This window comes from Xenorhabdus entomophaga (assembly GCF_037996725.1).
Lineage (GTDB): Bacteria > Pseudomonadota > Gammaproteobacteria > Enterobacterales > Enterobacteriaceae > Xenorhabdus > Xenorhabdus khoisanae.
The window spans coordinates 14,138-31,590 of record NZ_JBBMXH010000049.1; the positions used below are offsets into that span (position 1 = coordinate 14,138).

The following is a 17,453-nucleotide window of genomic DNA, read 5'->3' on the forward strand; positions in this document are numbered from 1 at the left end:
GTAATCATATTATTAATAACACAATAATGTTAGGTGATTAAATCTATCTGTATCACATTTTTAGCAAAAAGTTAGGTTATTCCCTTCCCACCAAAAAACAAAATAAATAATTAAAATTCAATTGATTGTATAAAAAAATCATCATTAACCCCCACAAAAAACGTTACAAATAGTAATAATTATCATTTACATTATCATTTGAACGGTGTACGTTTTTTTCGCGCAATAAATCAGGCCGCTTTTAAGATTGGGTAACGAGGGATCCCCCATTCCAAACGAGGATAATCATGAAAAAGATAAACGTATTAGTCGCCGCTTTAGGTGTATTGGGATTTATGGCACAAGCTCAGGCAGCAGTTGGATTTGGTCAGAGCCAGATAGATACCACACCACACATTCAGGTTGGTGAAACCCAACCCGGCTCAGGCCCACACGGCGGCACAGGTGGCGAACCCGGTATTGGTGTCAGTTCCGTTTATGGTGGTCAAATCACTGGCTTTGCCGGTTTGACTCGCATGGCACCTGCTGACAACAATGGTATTCATAATATCTCAATGGCAGGAGCACCCGGCTCTCACGGCGGTATGGGGGTATTCCATTTCAGTAAAGTTGCCAATGCGGATGTTTACTTTGGTGAATGGTCTCAAACGGGTAAAGCAGCGGATAGCACTCACACTGCTTACTATGCCGGCAAGGACGTGACCACCAATATTCCAACCGACGGTACAGCAACTTATACGGTGACAGGCATTAACCAATACAGCGGTGACAATGCCCTATCCGGTACATTTACCGCAGATTTTGGTGAGAAAACGCTGGCCGGTTCACTGGCAAATGCTGCGATGACGATAAATATTGACGCTGATATCTATGCTGATGCCAAGTTCGAGGGCGACGCCAAGATCGGTGATCTTAAAGGCACAACTCAAGGTCATTTCTTTGGTGACAGCGCCGCCAGTCTGGCGGGATATACCTCATTTGATGGTGATCACTCCAAAGATACCGCTTTCGGTGGTTCTAAACAGTAATCATTAGTTTTTCAGAGAACAGTGCCAAAAACGGCACTGTTCTCTGTTTTATTTTTAATAACGTGAGCTTTTTGATCTGGTTTCCCGATGTCTGACAATAGAACAACGCCAATATTATCAGCGGCACTGATGGCTCTATGCCTCTCCCTGCCCGTTTATGCAGATGAAGATACTCCACGAAAAATCTGGCAGGAGGCACAACATAACCAACAGGAAAATGAAACCAATCTGATTACACCTGAACCTGTTTTCATTGGAAATGACGCTTCATTGATTGTGATTAATGGGCAAACATTTCAGGTTGAAAATAATATTGATGACATCGGTCAGGCTTTATTCCTTGCCATTAACCACCGACTGTGGCCAGACGTCAGACGCTTTCTGGCAGCTTACCAAAAACTGTCTGGGCATGATGTTATGTTGGTCAATTTTGCCCAGGGTGGGTTGGCACGTCTTGAGGGAGACTTAGATCTCGCTGCCTATCATTATCAACAGGTTCTGAATCAACAACCCGATTTTCCCCGTATTAAACTGGAACTGGCCCGTGTCTATTTTGAGGATCATAAAAATCGGGAAGCCGAGCAACTATTTGCGGGATTGAATGAAGCAAAGCAGTTACCTGAAACCGTCCTGAAGAATATTAACAGCTATCTGGAAGCGATAGAGCTAAGAAATGGCTGGCGCGGCTCTTTTTCGGCGGGTTATGCCTATAACGATAATGTGAATATGTCTCCTGATCAGGATCCCAGTTGTCAGGAATACAGAGGGGAACGATGCTTCAAGTCCCTGAACGTACCCAAAGCCATCAAAGCATGGGGCATGTCTTATGACGCAACATTAAGCCGACGCTATCAGCTTGTTGGTCATCATGGCATTTTTGGCCGCGGCCTGATTTATGGCGAAAATTATCATGATCACCATGATGAAAACGAAAATACGCTCCTGATGGTCGGCGGATACAGCTATAAAAGCAGAAGTCACGATTTCGCCTTTGGTCCTCTGTTTGAATATAAACAACGTGCAGGTGATACCTACTACCACGCCACCGGCGCCAAAACAGAATGGCGATGGGCATTCACTCCCCAAACCGCTTTGAATGTTGAACTTGAACATAAAAAACTACGTCATCAGCAGAATCTCCGTCGGAAAGATGGTGACTTTTCCTCAACCTACCTCACCCTATCCCATGCCATCAGCAAAGACTTTGTGCTGTTTGGCGGTGGCGATTGGCTTTATCGGGGTAATGACCAGCATGCCGTCGATCGCTATCAACAATGGGGCGTTCGGGCGGGCGTCGCCGGACAACTCTATCCTGGCATTAACGGCTCACTGTTTGCCACGCTGAAAGAACGCCGTTTTGATGCTTTCAGTCCAATGCTGAGGACCAGACGTCAGGATACAGAACAGATCTATACCGCCGTTATTAAAGTCCCTGCCGCTGAAATATGGGGTATGACACCTTCTTTCACTTTCCGCCACCGACACAATCACAGCAATGTGGATTGGTTGTACAGCTACAACAAAAACGAAGTGCTGGTGAGGCTGGAAAAGTATTTTTAATCAAAATCTGATGATTTTTTATTTTTGATGATAATCGACAAACCGAGGCGAGGGATATCAATGGCATACCGAGTTAAAACACAGTTCACCCCTATCACAGTTGCATTGTCACTGGCATTTTCACTGGCTGCACCGCCTCTGTTTGCCGAATCCAGACCGGCTGTCACAACTTCAAGCGGCAAGACGGATCTGGGCAAGATTCATGTTACGGATAAAAGCGATAAAGATGAAGAGGGTTATAACGCGGTTTATGACAAAGATATCTCCAATATCTATATCGGCAAAAAGGAGATAGAGCGCTATAAGGGCACTTCTCCCGCCGATTTAATTAAAGGCGCGGTTGGCGTATACAGCGGTGATGCCCGCAATAGCGGAGCCTTGGATATCAATATCCGTGGAGTGCAGGGACAGGGGCGTATTCCCGTCACCATTGACGGTACAGAACAGGCGATTACCGTAGGACGTGGTTATCATGGTGCCAATAACCGCAACTACATCGATCCAAACCTAATCGGCAGTATTGAAATCGAAAAAGGTCCTTCTCTGAACCGCAGAGTCAAAGGATCAATCGGTGGTGCAGTATCCATCAAAACATTGACCATTGATGATGTCGTACCGCAAGGTGAAACTTTCGGTATCAACACCAAACTGGAAACCAGCAGCAACTCCGTGAGAGAACGCAAGCCTTCTCTGTCACTGGGGCAGGACTACCGTGATGTTCCCGGTTTTATCCACAACGATGCCGAAACCGATCCCGCATTGAAAATTACCCCGCATTCTTCAAAAGACAATAAGCTGTTTGGATTCAAAGATAATGCGTTCCGTCTCGCAGTGGGCACACGGCAGGAATATTTTGATTTGATGCTGGCCTATGCTTACCGCCGTCAGGGAAACTATTTTGCCGGCAAGGGAGGCGCTCATCGTTATGATGAATCAATTACAGCCGCTGATGAACAACTCATGACAGGTGCATTAAACAGTTTAGATCCTTATCTGCCATTTGCAGCCCGTATTTACCGCCCCGGCAATGAAGTCCCCAATACTTCCAGTGAAATGCGCTCCGTGTTAATAAAAAACACTTGGCATTTTACCGATGACCAGGCCCTACAACTGGGTTTCCGCAATACACGAATGGAATTCGGCGATATTATGCCTTCAAGGCTGGCAATGGTACTTGCTGAAGACAATGTGGTTCCCCAATGGCCATTAGCCAATGCCCGTCAACAAGCTGCCTACCTGACCTATAAATGGCACCCCGCCGATAACCCTTATCTCGATTTCGACATGAATCTATGGACAACCCGTACTACGAGTAACACCAACACCGCAGGTGGGTATCCCCGTAGCCCGGTTGACAGAGATTATAAATGGGAACGAGGCACCGAAGACAGGAACCCCAATATTGATGGTACATTGATAAATACCTCTGTCACCAATTCTCAAAATAATCGTTGGGGGCTGGATATCTCAAATAAATTTGAACTTACCCGTAATTTGGATCTGACCTTGATGGGAAATTTCCAACGTGAGCGCCTTAACTCCAATGATGACTACAATCCCTATAATATGTATTTCTTCCAGTCACCTGCAAGAAAAGGGCAACGGCAGGAAATCAATCTTGCCTTTAACTTTGACTGGCGACCCACTTCATGGCTGGCACTGAGCGCCGGAGCCAAACGCGTCTCCTATTGGTCTAAAGATGATTTTCTCACTGAACGACGCGCCGCAAGAGATGGACGTTACGCAAAACAGAAGGAAATCATTGGGCATAAAATGAGTTACTTGCGAACACCGACAGCAGAAGAAGCTGATTATCTCAAGAAAAGGTGGGATGACGACTATTATTCCGAACTCAGCCGGAAAGAAAAAAGAGAATTACGTAATAAAATAGAGGGAATCGACCTTAAACCAGACCGTAGTGGGCAAAAACGTTATATGGCTAAGGAAGAATTCACTTGGGATTACGATCCCGACAATGGTCAGCTCAATAAAAGCGATAACCCCTATTTCAATGGCCAACTGGATATGAATGAAAAAGTTATCGACCCGATAAGCGGTAAAGAAGTCTATAAATATGAATATGGCACAAGCGTTGATGCAAATGGCATATCAGGCTCTGCTGTTGACGATCCTTGGGAAACGCCTTCAAAACGCAAGGATCACGCTTGGGCTCCGACCTTCTCTGCTACCGCTTATATTACAGATGATTTCCGTATCTATACCCGTTACGCCGAAGCAGTAAGAATGCCCAGTATTTTTGAAGATACCGTCGGTTTTTCAGGCGCCAAAACTAACCGGGTAGGCCAGCAGTTCAAACCTGAGCGCGCCAAAACCGCAGAAGTCGGCTTAGTCTATGATTTCAGCCAATTGATTGATGCTGAACGCCATGCCGATATTAAACTCTCTTACTACAATACCGTCATTGAGCATGTTTTCGACAGAGATAATACCTATAAATTCTCCCAATTAGATAAACAAAAACTGGCCGGTCTGGAATTACAGGCGCGTTACGATAATGGCAGTTTCTTCACCGATATGGGGTTGGTCTATAATATGAAAAACAAGGTGTGTGACAATAACTCGGTCATGAGAATGGATTCCCAGAATCGCTACAACATTCCTGAATGTATTGATGGCGGTTTTCCCGGTGGTTATTTACGTACCTCCATCCAACCTAAGTATTCAGCTAACCTGACCGTCGGCGCACGTCTGCTTGATGAAAAACTGGAGCTGGGTAGCCGGATGCTCTACCACAGCAAGGCAGAAAACAAAGATGAAAAATGGCTGATGAATGCCTTGCCGGATGTTTATAAAGGGCAGTCCAACAACCCAATGCGCTGGAACCCGGTATTTACTGTTGATGCCTATATCAGCTATCAAATCACGCCAGACATATCGGTAGAGCTGACGGGTACAAACCTGACCAACCGTTACTATCTCGATCCGTTGACCCGTTCGATGATACCCGCACCGGGCAGAACCTTTAAACTCAGCCTGACCAGTCAGTTCTAGCGGCTTGTTTTATCAGAGGATCGTATGACCAACGCAGCCATATTAGATAATCCAGTCGCTAATTCTTCACTGATACTCGGAAAACGCTTTCTGACTGGTATCCTGATTGCCATTTTAGTGCATACCAGTCTGATATGGCTGTTAAACCGACATGCTCCGTATGATGACACGGCCCATCATATCAACAACAACGCGTCTATGACGGAGCTATCCATTACGATGGTAGCCGCCCCATCCCGGGAAAATAAACCGGAACCGGTTTCTCCCCCATCCCCACTTTTGGCAGCACCGGAATCACCGACAAAACCGGAAATCGTGCTGGATAAGTCGGTTCACCCTGAAAATAAAGTGGAGAAACCGCTGGACGCCAACAAACCGAAGAAACGCCAAAAACAGCAGAAAGAAAAGCCGCAAGAAGTGGCAGAGAAGAAACCGGTTCAATCACCACAAGTACAGAAAGATAATCATACAGAGCAACAAACCAATGGCAGTGATCAAATTCATTCGGAAGGCAGTATCAGCCGGGCTACAACTTCGCAGCCTTTAGTGGGGCAAGGAAATAGTGCCGTAGATAATTACCACACAAGACTGCGGCAGGAAATTGAACGCCACAAGGACTATCCCCGCAAGGCAAAAAGGATGAAACAGGAAGGAACAGTCACGATCAACTTTTCCCTGCTTGATGATGGTACATTAAGCGCTGCCAGCGTGGGGCGTTCTTCCGGAAACAGCACATTAGATAACGCTGCACTCAATGCGGTTAATCGTGCCAGTTCCATTGGCCCCAGACCTGCCGGCATGGAACCGGATGTTACATTAACACTCGATTTTACGTTGAGATAAATCAATCCCCGCTCCCAAAGGGAGCGAGGATTATTCATCGTTGTGGTTAAATAACAATGGAGGCTAACATCGTTTTTCTTTCTTCTTCGCTACTTTTGGGAATGCTGTAATACGGGACAATTTTCACCGGCGAGATACCAACCAACTCCAATGTACCAAGCGTCATATCCCGCATGAACTGATCCGTATCCATATCAAACTGAATCAGCACATCTTTTGCTGATCCCATTGTGACAAATATCGTTGCCGTTTTACCCGTCAGGTAGGGCGTAAACCCTTTGTCATCTTCGTAATAAGCAAATCCATTGGAAAAAACCCGGTCTATCCATCCTTTAAGAATGGCCGGATGACCATACCACCAAATGGGATAAATAAAGATAAGGTGATCCGCTTCCTTCACCATCGTCTGGCTCTTAGCGACATCCGGCAATACTTCACCACGGTGCAAGGCTTCAAAATCTCGCCCGGAAAGTACAGGATCAAATTGTTCGTCATACAAGGAAATAAAACTGTATTCCTCACCTTTCTTAACTATCTCACTAATAATCTTTTCCTTTATGGCATTATTAAAGCTTTTAGGATTGGGATGAGCATAAATAATCATATGTTTCATACTTTATATTTCCTTGAAGAAATAAAAAAACAGTATTGATAAATACCTTCATTGAATTAAACAGACTTAATAACAGCAAGTTCCATCTCAATACTTTTTTCAACAGCACTTATTCACCATCGACGAAAATAACCTTTATGCGCCACACCCATCCCCGCCATCGATCACTAACCCTTGGGCCGTAATCATGGCTGCGTCTGAAGAAATGAAAAACATTACGGCACCGGCAACATCCTCAGGGCTGACCAATCGTTTCAGCGGGATCCGTTTTTCGATGCGCCTGAGTAAAGCCGAAGTTGAACATCCAAGCAGTTTTGCCTGTGGCTCTAATCCTTCCCGCAACATTGGTGTATCAACCCAAGAAGGTAATACCGCATTTACGGTAATCTGCCTTTCCGCCAAATCCAAAGCCAGCGATTTTGTTAACCCAAGCAAAGCATGTTTTGATGCACAATAAGCACTATTGTGTTTCTTTCCTGCCTTACCAAGAATAGACGAAATAATGACAATTCTGCCTCCAGAAATGATATTGGGCACAACATTCGACAATAGGCGTTGGACTGAATGCAGATTGGTCGCCAATATCGAATCCCAAATATCATTATCACAAATTTCATTGCCATGATCTTTACCATGGCTAATAACTATTCCCTGTAATTTGATCTCCTTAAGCAAAGGCATCAATTGATTAGCTATGGCGTTTTCATCAGCTAAGTTAATTTGAATTGTCTCAATTAAACCCGGAGATTGTTCCGCCAGTTTATTTAAGCCTTCGTGATTAATATCAATAGCAATAATATGATAGCCAGCCGTCAGCAATTTCTGGCAGACCGCATAGCCTATTCCACTGGCCGCCCCCGTTACAATAAACGTCAACATGACATTTTCCTTCATTAACTCAATGCAAGACCACCGTTGACATTAATTACCTCTCCCGTCATGTAATGATTTTCCATCAGGAAATGAACTGCCGAGGTAATTTCGCTGACAACACCGACGCGTTTGAGCAATACTTTGCTATTAATTAACTCCTTATGTGTTTTTAATAAGTTTTCTGACATCTCTGTCTGAATAATCCCGGGAGCAATCGCATTGACCCGAATGTTCTTGGGTGCCACTTCAACGGCAAGCGCCTTTGTCAGTGATTCTATTCCGCCTTTAGTCGCAGCATAGATTGATTGCCCCTTATTCGGTCGTTGGGCTGAAATGGATGAGATATTGATAATATGCCCGTGACGCTGCGGTATCATTACCTTCAAGACTTCGCGGCTACACAGGATATAACTTAATAAGTTGTTGTTTATCAATAACTCAATATCTTTGGTTTCCATCGTTGCCAATAACCCGTCCCTTGTAATCCCGACGTTATTGACCAGAAGGTCAATGCAGCCGAATGCCTCATTCACGGTTTTAATAAATGCGCTGACGTCCTCTGCTTTGGCAAGATCCGCCCTTACAGGCAAAGTATCGGGGAAGTCATGTGTGACCCGGGCAATAAAATCGGCGGTTTGAGGGTTATCATGGCGATAACAGAATGCGACCCGATATCCCCTCTCCAACAAACTCAAAACCACCGCCCGGCCAATGCCTTTGCTGCCGCCAGTGACAATGGCACAGGGTGCAGCAGATTCCGGCGTGGATGTTATTTTATCCCTGATATTCTCACTCATAAGCTGGAATTCCCTTTGATTTCAGAGAGGGTAAAGTGGTGTTTCCCGGCAAGTGCCATAATGTCGAGAACTTGTCTGGCGGAAATATTCCCGTATGAGAAATTCCCTTTGTACTGTTCCAGTGCCAGTAAAATGGTTTCTGTCATACAAGCGTAGAGCTGGCCTTCCCCCAAGTAGGCTCTGACTCTGGGATCAAGGCTGTCATGATAAGGAGTCTGGACAATGCCGCCCCGCAGAATTTGGATGTCAGGCCGGTTAATTAAATCATCATCGGACAGGTTATGTGGCACAGAAATATCACAAACAATGCCCCCTGTTTTTATCCTGTCTACCGGAATAAAGGCTTCTGAAGCATTAGCGGCACAGACAATGACATCACAATGCTCAATATCAGAAATATTCTGGGAGATACGAATGAAGGCTTGATCAGCATGGTGCTGGTTCAGGTAGTGATCTATCGCCTCACCCACCGGTTTTCCTGTAAGGAAATTCGCTGGCATTGATGAAAGGCAATCCACTACGCGCTTTGCCAATCCGCCCATAACAGGCTGAGAATTAACCACAAACTGTTCATGGATGTTTTGATAAATCTGGTATTTCACTTCATTCAGTTTTTTCACTGAACCATGATTATTACTGCCAACCAATACCATTTCCTGAGATTGTGGTCCCAGAATTTCGGCATAAACACGACCGATATTTCCCGCGCCCCCAATCACGGCTATGCGCATTTGGGTAATATCCTGATGCTGCATGCTCTTTTGTAAGGCTTCAATCCCCATTCCTACAGTCAAAGCATTACCTGTCGTCACGCTTATCTGGTTATTCTTTACTGACTTACCATTGTTGGTAATGATTGAGGTAAACATACCCAACCCAACCACGGTATTACCGGCCTGCGCAGCCTGGGCAACACGGATATCAATTTCATGCCGCAGCCTCTCTAAATCATTTTGCGCCAGCGCTGACTTGATCATTTTTGACGTCACCGGGATCGGATACAGCGTAAAACTCACCGATTGACCATTAGCAGAGCGGATACGGGCGGGTTTAAACGGTTTGGTTGCAAGATTAAAGCTTGTATTTTCAACAAATAACGCCATTTCTTCGTCGCTGAACAGAACAAAAGAAGGATCAACTTCTTTCAGCCAATCCGCCGAAATCAAATGATTCACAAAAGCGGCCTTATAATCTGCTTCACTGTCATCTTCTTTAGCCTCATTTCTGCGGCGATAATCCGCAATAATGGACGGAAGCGGCTTCCCAAGCAGAGGCGCGACAATAAAACCAGCGTTGGCATGATGAATAGCCAGACAAACGCGGGAAAGTGCTTCAATAAAACGGATAACCTGTGGAAGATCCAAAAATACAGAAGGTTCTACACGGATTACGTTAGCTGCACTACCGGAAGGTGCCACCCGAATCTGGCTGCCACACAGTAAATGCCCGCTGATCACATAACCCAATCCGTTTTGTACTGAGATATTTTGCAAAATGTAGGAATCTGAATTAATCACATCATAAAACTCGATTCCCCAAATCAATCCTTTTCCGCGAACTTCCCGAATAACATCAGGGTATTGTGCTTTTAAATCTTCCAGCCGCGTTTTGAATTCATTTCCCAGTTGGGTGACTTGTGTCAGCAACTTACGCTGATCAGCATGCAGCAGGTTGATATAATCAAGCGCAACCCGGCAGGAGAAATCATCTTCGCCAAACGTTGAACTTTGGATTAAATCGAATCCGGGAGTAAAACTTTCCTGACGGATAGCAACCACCCCAATTTTGGCATAACCGCCCCCCAATGCTTTGGAGAGCACATAATAATCAGCATCAATGCCCACATCACTTGAAGCGACCAAGAACCCACACCGCCCTGATCCCGCCTGGACTTCATCCGCAATAACCGGGCATCCAAGGATGTGTTTTAACCGGTTGATACCAGCAACTTGTTCTGCACTGAGGGGATAAACACCACCTTCTCCCTGAACAGGTTCTACCAGCAATGCCGCAACGGTTCTGACTCTCTTTTTGCCCAAAACTATTTGACCGTTCACTGCCTGCGGCAACCATACCCAACCATTTAAAATGTCATTGGTTTTTTCCCCCATTTCGACAAATTCTGCCAATCGGGCAGAGGAGAGGAAATGCGTGTTAATTTTCAGCCGCTTCAAATAATCGCGATACATGCCACCATGTGTACAGTTCGCTGTCACCATCATCTTTCCATGAAAAGCATGTTCAAGAGCGAGAAAGGCCGGCTTTGAATCTAATTGGGCCTGATTGAATGCAGACAAAGCCCGCTTAATCTCTTGAGCCGTAGGATTTTCTTCTAGCCGCAATTGCTGTTTCTGCTCTTGTGTCAGGGCTATCTCAGCCCCGTTTTCCAGTATGTCGGCAGCCTGAGCCACTTCCTGCTCTAGCGCGAGCAGTTGTGCATTACGTGTAAATTCGGCACTTTTCAATGCAACTTCCATTGATTCTGCTCCCGTACTGGCAAAGCAGAATACAAAATCGCCACGGGTTGCAGTTTCTTCTTTCAACAACACATTCAGTCTTTCTGCCAATAACGCGGCGGGCTTTCTGATAGAAAATTGGTTATGAACCGGTATTTCTTCATCAAGATAGCTTTTGATTTTTTCTCTGATGACAGGGGGATTGTGTCCGAGTAATGTCGCACCATATCCTCCCAGAAGATCCAATACCTCAATTTCCTGTCCATCCTCATCTTTGTAATAGAGAAAATTGCCAGAAGCCCGATGGTAAGTCTTGTTTAAACCAATAGAAGCCAAAGCACGGGTAAGCAGAGGCTTACAAAATGCAGCATAACTTTCCATAGTGAACCCTATTGTTAATTAAAATTTTCAATCAATTCTGTTGAGGACATAACTTCAGCTATGTCTTTGATAAAATTCAGGGTTTCGGCGGAGTAATTTCCTTCATGATACATGCGGCTCAGAGAGGCGATATCGATAATCGGGTAATCTTCCTGTGCTGAACGGGTGAAAATGAAGGTAACGCCAAACTCAACAAACGTTTCAGGATCATCAGATTGCAGGACTTTCCCCATACCGGAAGCCACCACTAACGCATAATCAATGACTCCGTTATTCAGTAATAGCTCCGCTTCTTTAAACGCAGAGAGCAATCCCGTATTTCCACGAAGAAACGAGGCACAATCCCCCTGAAGGCCCAGTTCCTGAGAAAGCACGCCCAGCAGGTTATTACTGAGCGACAGGGTAATTAAGAAAGGGTTGACCCGCTCTGATGTCCACATAGCCTGATAAATATCATTTTCACTTCTTATCTCATCGGGTTCCCATTCCGGCAGCAGTTCACAAGGCATGGGATGAAGGTAGCCATACTGGGTGGCGTACAATCCGAATTTTATAGCGGGATCGTCAATGTCCAGCCCCGCTGACAGTAATAGCTTTCTGGTTGCAATCAGGCACTTCTCCGTTCCGCGGGAATAAAAACGCCTGAGTTTGCTGTTTTTAATCAAAGTGCTGTCATCCTTGTCAGAACCCGAACGATTAAATTGTGGGTGATCACAGTTCAGGTGATAACCAATGAGTCTGATTTTTTTACTTTCCATCATATTCCCCGATGACCAGGCACGAATTAATGCCACCAAACCCGAACGAATTTGTTATCGCATTGCGCACAGGCGCAGGCCGCCCTTGTTGTGGCACGTAATCCAAATCACAGAGAGGATCAGGGACTTCAAGGTTGATGGTGGGGGGAATGAAATGTTTTTTAACAGTCAAAACCGTTGCAACGGCTTCTATCGCCCCCGCAGCCGCTATCCAATGCCCCAGCATGGATTTGATTGATGATACTAATGGCGGTTGAGTGCCAAAAATACGTTTGATGACTGACGTTTCCAGTTCATCATTGAGGGGAGTGGATGTGCCATGGGCATTGATATAATCAATCTGGTGCAGCGGCAATCCACTATCGCTGATAGCCTGCCTGATAGCGCTTTCCGCGCCGATACCATCGGGATGGGGTGCAGTCAGCTTATAGGCATCAAGGGAAGCACCATAACCTTTAATCTCAGCATAAATTCTGGCTCCCCTGCGCAGTGCGCTTTCTTCACTCTCAAGCACCAAAAACGCCCCGCCTTCACCCGCAACCAGCCCACTGCGATGTTTATCAAAGGGGCGGCAAAGTTTGCTTCCCCATTTTTCTGTTACGGCCGTTGCCCCCAATAAATTCAATCCGACTAATGTACGCAGGCTAATAACGGAATCTGCCCCACCCGCCAGCATGATAGAAGCCTCCTGCCTTTTGATGGCCTGACATGCCAACCCAATGGCATGAGTGGCGCCAGCACACGCCGCATTCAGATTGGCAACAGGACCGGTTAACCCAAACCGACGGGCAATTGCCATCACCATGCCATCATTACTGCATCTTATGCCGGAATAGGGACTCAGCTTATTACGTTGCTGAAACATAGCCTGCATGACCGATCCATCATGATGACGCCCCAGATGCCTGTCATTTTCAGTGATATCAGAAATTCCGCTGCATCCATAAACCCCTATGCGTTCCTCTGCCAACAATCGTGGGTCCAACTCTGCATCTTCCAATGCCTTCGCTGCGGCAATCATTCCCATCACACCACGTTTGTCTGTGATGCCTGCCTCCGGCAAGTCGCCGGAGTTCCGGGCAAGCAATACATCAAAATCAATTTGGGCCGCATATTTGATTGGCAACGTTCCATTATCTGCAAACATTAACGGCTTGATGGCTGACTCTCCATCACACAGTCTTTTCCAGAAAGCCTCAATATCAGTCCCGAAGGCACTGACGATCCCCATACCTGTTACCACCACACGATGTTCAGAAATCATCACTGTTCTCCCCCGTTAAGCATCCCCATACGAAGTAAAATGGCAGTACATTGATTTTCCAGCCCATGAACCAGTATCCATGCCAAACCAGAAGAGTACTGGCTGCGGGCATGTCGATTAACGTTATCGATAGCCGTGCCTTTTTTATGTATCTCAATCGCCAGATTAATCGCTACAAAGGGAGCCGCTGCTCCGCAGTATCCTAATGCGTTATCAAGGTTAAATTGCGCCGCAGACGGGAACGTGTCATAAACCCGCGCCGTAAACTCATCTGTGATTTTCCCGACATGGATTATTTGGGCAGGCAGGCGATTTTCTTCCGACATCCAAGCCAGAAGACGCCCAACGTGATCACGATGGTGAAGGAGAGTGCGAAACACCTGAGAAACTTCACTGTCCGCATGATGGCTATCTTCGTGCAACGTAATAAATGAAGCTGCTTCAGCGGGTATCCATGAAACACCTTTAATGAGGTGTTCATACGCAAGGTAATACCATGTGGAGATCTTCTGGCTACCTCCTCCACACAGCACAAACTGGCTGCGTTTTTCTTTGATACTGTAATAACCTTCCAAAAGGGCATTTCCCCCGGCATCGACATGAGGAGAAAAAAATCCATTATCTCCAGTAATATCAAGATGCTGAGATAGATGACTGGCCGTTGAAGTATTTAACAGAGTCAATCCCATCAACGGGGGTGTTTCAATTAATGCCCTTGCAACATAATCCTCATCATCTTTTGCATCAAAAGCGATGGGAGTTGAACTGTCGTCGGCATCACTGGTTCCCAATCCGATGAATAATCCGCGTTGCTCAGGAGAAAACCTGTCGCCAATACTGCTTTCCCAAGTTTTAATTCCCGTATAAAGCACCCATCTGCTTTGCGCATTCGCGACCCGCCGGACAATCTTATCCATACGTGGCATGGAAAAAGCGGTTTCATCAATGCACCGTTCGCCTAAGATATTGGGCAGATGTGAGGGGCTGGCCGGCAACTGAACGTCTTGTACTCTGCCATGAATAATGTCATCCATACTCAGGCCATCAGGAAGCAAACTTGTTCCACTGGTAATATAAATACCCATGATTTATCCCCCGGCCCGTTTCAGGATCAAACTGCTATTTTCCCCGCCAAAACCAAAGGAATTACTCATGATGTAATTGACGGACATAGCTTTTGCTGAATTGTTGACATTAATCACGCCATCCATTTTTCCTGAATCAGAAAAATTCAAACTGGGAAGAATGAGTCCATTTTTCAGTGTCTCAATGGAAAGTATGGCTTCCAATAACCCACTCACAGAGAGTGAATGACCTGTCGCAGATTTGGTGGATATGACCGGAGGATTATGGGAGAAAAGCGCATGAATCGCTTTGCTTTCCGCGAGGTCATTATTCACCGTAGACGTGCCGTGTGAATTAATATGGTCTATCTCTTCCGGTAATAATCCCGCCTCTTGCAACGCCGCAGACATACAGTCGAGATAATATTGACCAGATAAGTCAGTGGAGGTCATTTTATATCCCTCAGACAGGCGGGATATTCCTGCAATTTCTCCCAATACTGGCACTTTTCTGGCAACAGCATGAGAATAGCGCTCTACAACTAAAAATGCAGACGCATCGGCCAGAACACAGCCTGACCTGTCTTTATCAAAAGCCCGTGAAGATTGGTGTAATTCCGTGAAATTACCGTCATAAAGTGCCCTGACCTTTTTAAACAATACCTGCATGATCGGATGGGTAGCCTCTTCCGAGGCACCCACCAATGCGATATCAAGCTTGCCACTTTTGAGATTCTGATATGCAGAATAAAGCGCACTCATACCTGCGATACAGGCATCACTGTAAATCTTTGGCAAAGCCGGAACATGCAAACGCTTCGCCAGCTCCTCACCAATTTCATAAGGGGGCACTAATGCCCCAACATGTTCAATATCAATATATTTTGATGACCGGAAGTTTTCTTCATTGACGTAATGAGACAAGGATTTACTGTCAAGAAACATCTTATTATTAGCAAAGAATAATTCACAGTTAGCCTGATTCAGTACTTCATCTGTTAATCCTGCCATGCGCAGACAATTTGATGCTGCACTATAGGCCATCAAAAAAACACGATTATCGGATAATTGTCCTGCAAAATTGAATTGACTACGTAACCTATCTATATCTTCCGACGATAACTTGGCACTGGGAATGTTTGTTATTCCATATTCCTTTAATAACTCATCTTCACAGATAAGTGATTTCCCTTCTGCCAATGAATTAAATAAATCACTTGGGCAATCATGATTACGAACAATCAAACCATAACCGGTTACAACAATTTTATCTGTAGATACACCAGCCATAGTTATTTCCACCTTAATAACTTGCTATTAAAGCCGAACTTTTTCTATTTACGTTCAAAAATAAAACGTTATTGTTTTATACACTCAGAGTGAATTTTAAGATTTAATCTGAATACCTGAACAATATTTTTCTATTTCGCCAATAATGAGCTCATCGGCGGTTCTTCCATTAGACTCACACACGGCCTGACATAACGAAGCCCAGTTGTGTACATTGGTTTCACCAAATACATCACCCAGTGTATTAATCGTTTCCAACTGCTCTTCTGTATAGCTATAACAGCTATTAATGAGTAACCCCTTACCTTCTGGTGTGAGGTCATCCCCATTCAATAGGCTTGACAACACACTTTCAGAGAGAATTTCCTGGGCATGAGCAAAAACGCTTTTTGTCGGCATCGTTATTTTAAATTTTTTACCTAAATTAAATGACAAATCGATAACATCTAAAGAGTCAGCTCCCAGTTCATTAATCAATGAAGAATTTTCTTTAATGTTATTTTCTTCCATAAAAAGAATAGAGGAAAGTTCCTCACATACAGCAGAGGCATATTTATTCATACAGCACCTGTTCTAAATTAAATTAGTTAGCAATCGACACCAAGGAGAATATTAAATTCTCACAATTCGTTTATTTGTGTCAATTAATAAAAACCACTTACAACAACAAAAATAATTACGCCAGGAATCAATTTTTAAATAGTTAATTTAAAAGTGATAGTTTGCCTCTAAAAGAAGAACAATCAAATAAAAGCATCCAATTCAACTATTTGTTTTTAATAAAAAACACCGATAAAGAACATCACTAAAAGAAAAAATAATTCATTAAAAACATCAATAACAATTTATTTATAAACAATGATAAGTATCCTTAAGCAGCCTAATTTACCAAACAAAATGAAAATTATTCATATTCAATACAACAAGCATTAATAACAAGAATCTAAATTACAAAGTCAAAATTAAATACAATAAGACAAATCCCATAAAAAAAGACCAATTAACCTTTTATACCAATCGTCATTGAAGATGCTTGATTTCTTATCCCAATCCGATCATGCTTACAACCATGAAAATTCATCTGACACCAGAACAAAAACGCGCCCTTGAATTGATGCATGATACCACTCGAGACAGTCGAGTCTGTGATCGCATCAAGGCCGTTCTTTTGGCGTCAGAGGGCTGGACAGCTCAGATGATTGCACAGGCCTTACGTATTCATGAGAGTACGGTAAGCCGTCACCTAAAAGATTTCATTGCACAGGAAAAGCTCACTCCGGAAAATGGCGGCTCTGAAAGCCATCTCTCTGCCGAACAAACCGCCGCTCTGATTGATTATTTGACGGCAAATTTGATGCATACTACCGCCCAAATTGTGGCCTATGTCCGAGCACGTTGGCAGATTTCTTTCAGCGTGGCCGGCATGACGAAATGGCTTCACCGTCAAGGTTTCAGCTACAAAAAACCCAAGGGAGTGCCGCATAAATTCGATGCGCATAAACAGCAACAATTTA

14 protein-coding genes are annotated in these 17,453 nt (G+C 44.6%); 5 read left to right on the plus strand and 9 right to left on the minus strand.

Annotated features, from left to right (window positions below):
• The first annotated feature begins 287 nt into the window (after positions 1 to 287).
• The 4 genes from AAC854_RS11660 (at position 288) to AAC854_RS11675 (ending at position 6,443) form a co-directional block, all read left to right on the plus strand.
• The gene (locus AAC854_RS11660) at positions 288 to 1,028 is read left to right on the plus strand and encodes a Slam-dependent surface lipoprotein (protein ID WP_340617260.1); all 741 of its coding nucleotides are present in this window, start codon (positions 288 to 290) and stop codon (positions 1,026 to 1,028) included.
• Positions 1,029 to 1,115: 87 nt separating this feature from the next.
• On the plus strand, positions 1,116 to 2,588 hold the full coding sequence (locus AAC854_RS11665; RefSeq protein WP_340617261.1) for a surface lipoprotein assembly modifier: 1,473 nt from the start codon (positions 1,116 to 1,118) through the stop codon (positions 2,586 to 2,588).
• 60 nt (positions 2,589 to 2,648) lie between these two features.
• The gene (locus tag AAC854_RS11670) at positions 2,649 to 5,600 is read left to right on the plus strand and encodes a TonB-dependent receptor domain-containing protein (protein ID WP_340617262.1); all 2,952 of its coding nucleotides are present in this window, start codon (positions 2,649 to 2,651) and stop codon (positions 5,598 to 5,600) included.
• 24 nt (positions 5,601 to 5,624) lie between these two features.
• Positions 5,625 to 6,443, plus strand: a complete 819-nt coding sequence (locus tag AAC854_RS11675) for an energy transducer TonB family protein (protein ID WP_340617263.1) — start codon at positions 5,625 to 5,627, stop codon at positions 6,441 to 6,443.
• Positions 6,444 to 6,489: 46 nt separating this feature from the next.
• Here AAC854_RS11675 and AAC854_RS11680 read toward each other — a convergent pair whose 3' ends face one another.
• The 9 genes from AAC854_RS11680 to AAC854_RS11720 all read right to left on the minus strand — a co-directional run bounded on the left by AAC854_RS11680 (position 6,490) and on the right by AAC854_RS11720 (position 16,500).
• On the minus strand, positions 6,490 to 7,056 hold the full coding sequence (locus AAC854_RS11680) for an NAD(P)H-dependent oxidoreductase (protein ID WP_340617264.1): 567 nt from the start codon (positions 7,054 to 7,056) through the stop codon (positions 6,490 to 6,492).
• A 135-nt stretch (positions 7,057 to 7,191) separates the two neighbouring features.
• The gene (locus AAC854_RS11685; RefSeq protein WP_340617265.1) at positions 7,192 to 7,935 is read right to left on the minus strand and encodes an SDR family NAD(P)-dependent oxidoreductase; all 744 of its coding nucleotides are present in this window, start codon (positions 7,933 to 7,935) and stop codon (positions 7,192 to 7,194) included.
• A gap of 14 nt (positions 7,936 to 7,949) precedes the next feature.
• The gene (locus AAC854_RS11690) at positions 7,950 to 8,726 is read right to left on the minus strand and encodes an SDR family NAD(P)-dependent oxidoreductase (protein WP_340617266.1); all 777 of its coding nucleotides are present in this window, start codon (positions 8,724 to 8,726) and stop codon (positions 7,950 to 7,952) included.
• Positions 8,723 to 11,563 carry an aminotransferase class III-fold pyridoxal phosphate-dependent enzyme gene (locus AAC854_RS11695; protein WP_340617267.1) on the minus strand — a complete coding sequence of 947 codons (2,841 nt, stop codon included), beginning with the start codon at positions 11,561 to 11,563 and terminating at the stop codon, positions 8,723 to 8,725. The genes AAC854_RS11690 and AAC854_RS11695 overlap by 4 nt, the downstream gene beginning before the upstream one ends.
• A gap of 14 nt (positions 11,564 to 11,577) precedes the next feature.
• The gene (locus tag AAC854_RS11700; RefSeq protein ID WP_340617268.1) at positions 11,578 to 12,321 is read right to left on the minus strand and encodes a hypothetical protein; all 744 of its coding nucleotides are present in this window, start codon (positions 12,319 to 12,321) and stop codon (positions 11,578 to 11,580) included.
• Positions 12,311 to 13,585: a beta-ketoacyl-[acyl-carrier-protein] synthase family protein gene (locus AAC854_RS11705; RefSeq protein WP_340617269.1), complete on the minus strand. Its 1,275-nt coding sequence runs from the start codon at positions 13,583 to 13,585 to the stop codon at positions 12,311 to 12,313. Before AAC854_RS11705 ends, AAC854_RS11700 begins: the two co-directional genes overlap by 11 nt.
• Positions 13,585 to 14,670: a hypothetical protein gene (locus AAC854_RS11710; RefSeq protein ID WP_340617270.1), complete on the minus strand. Its 1,086-nt coding sequence runs from the start codon at positions 14,668 to 14,670 to the stop codon at positions 13,585 to 13,587. The genes AAC854_RS11705 and AAC854_RS11710 overlap by 1 nt, the downstream gene beginning before the upstream one ends.
• A gap of 3 nt (positions 14,671 to 14,673) precedes the next feature.
• Positions 14,674 to 15,939, minus strand: a complete 1,266-nt coding sequence (locus tag AAC854_RS11715) for a beta-ketoacyl-[acyl-carrier-protein] synthase family protein (RefSeq protein ID WP_340617271.1) — start codon at positions 15,937 to 15,939, stop codon at positions 14,674 to 14,676.
• 96 nt (positions 15,940 to 16,035) lie between these two features.
• Entirely contained in the window at positions 16,036 to 16,500 is a 465-nt protein-coding gene (locus AAC854_RS11720) for an acyl carrier protein (RefSeq protein WP_340617272.1), read from the minus strand.
• Positions 16,501 to 17,008: 508 nt separating this feature from the next.
• On the opposite strand from AAC854_RS11720, the gene AAC854_RS11725 reads away from it, so the two are divergent.
• A partial coding sequence (locus AAC854_RS11725; RefSeq protein WP_340617273.1) for a helix-turn-helix domain-containing protein occupies positions 17,009 to 17,453 on the plus strand: 445 nt, incomplete at its 3' end.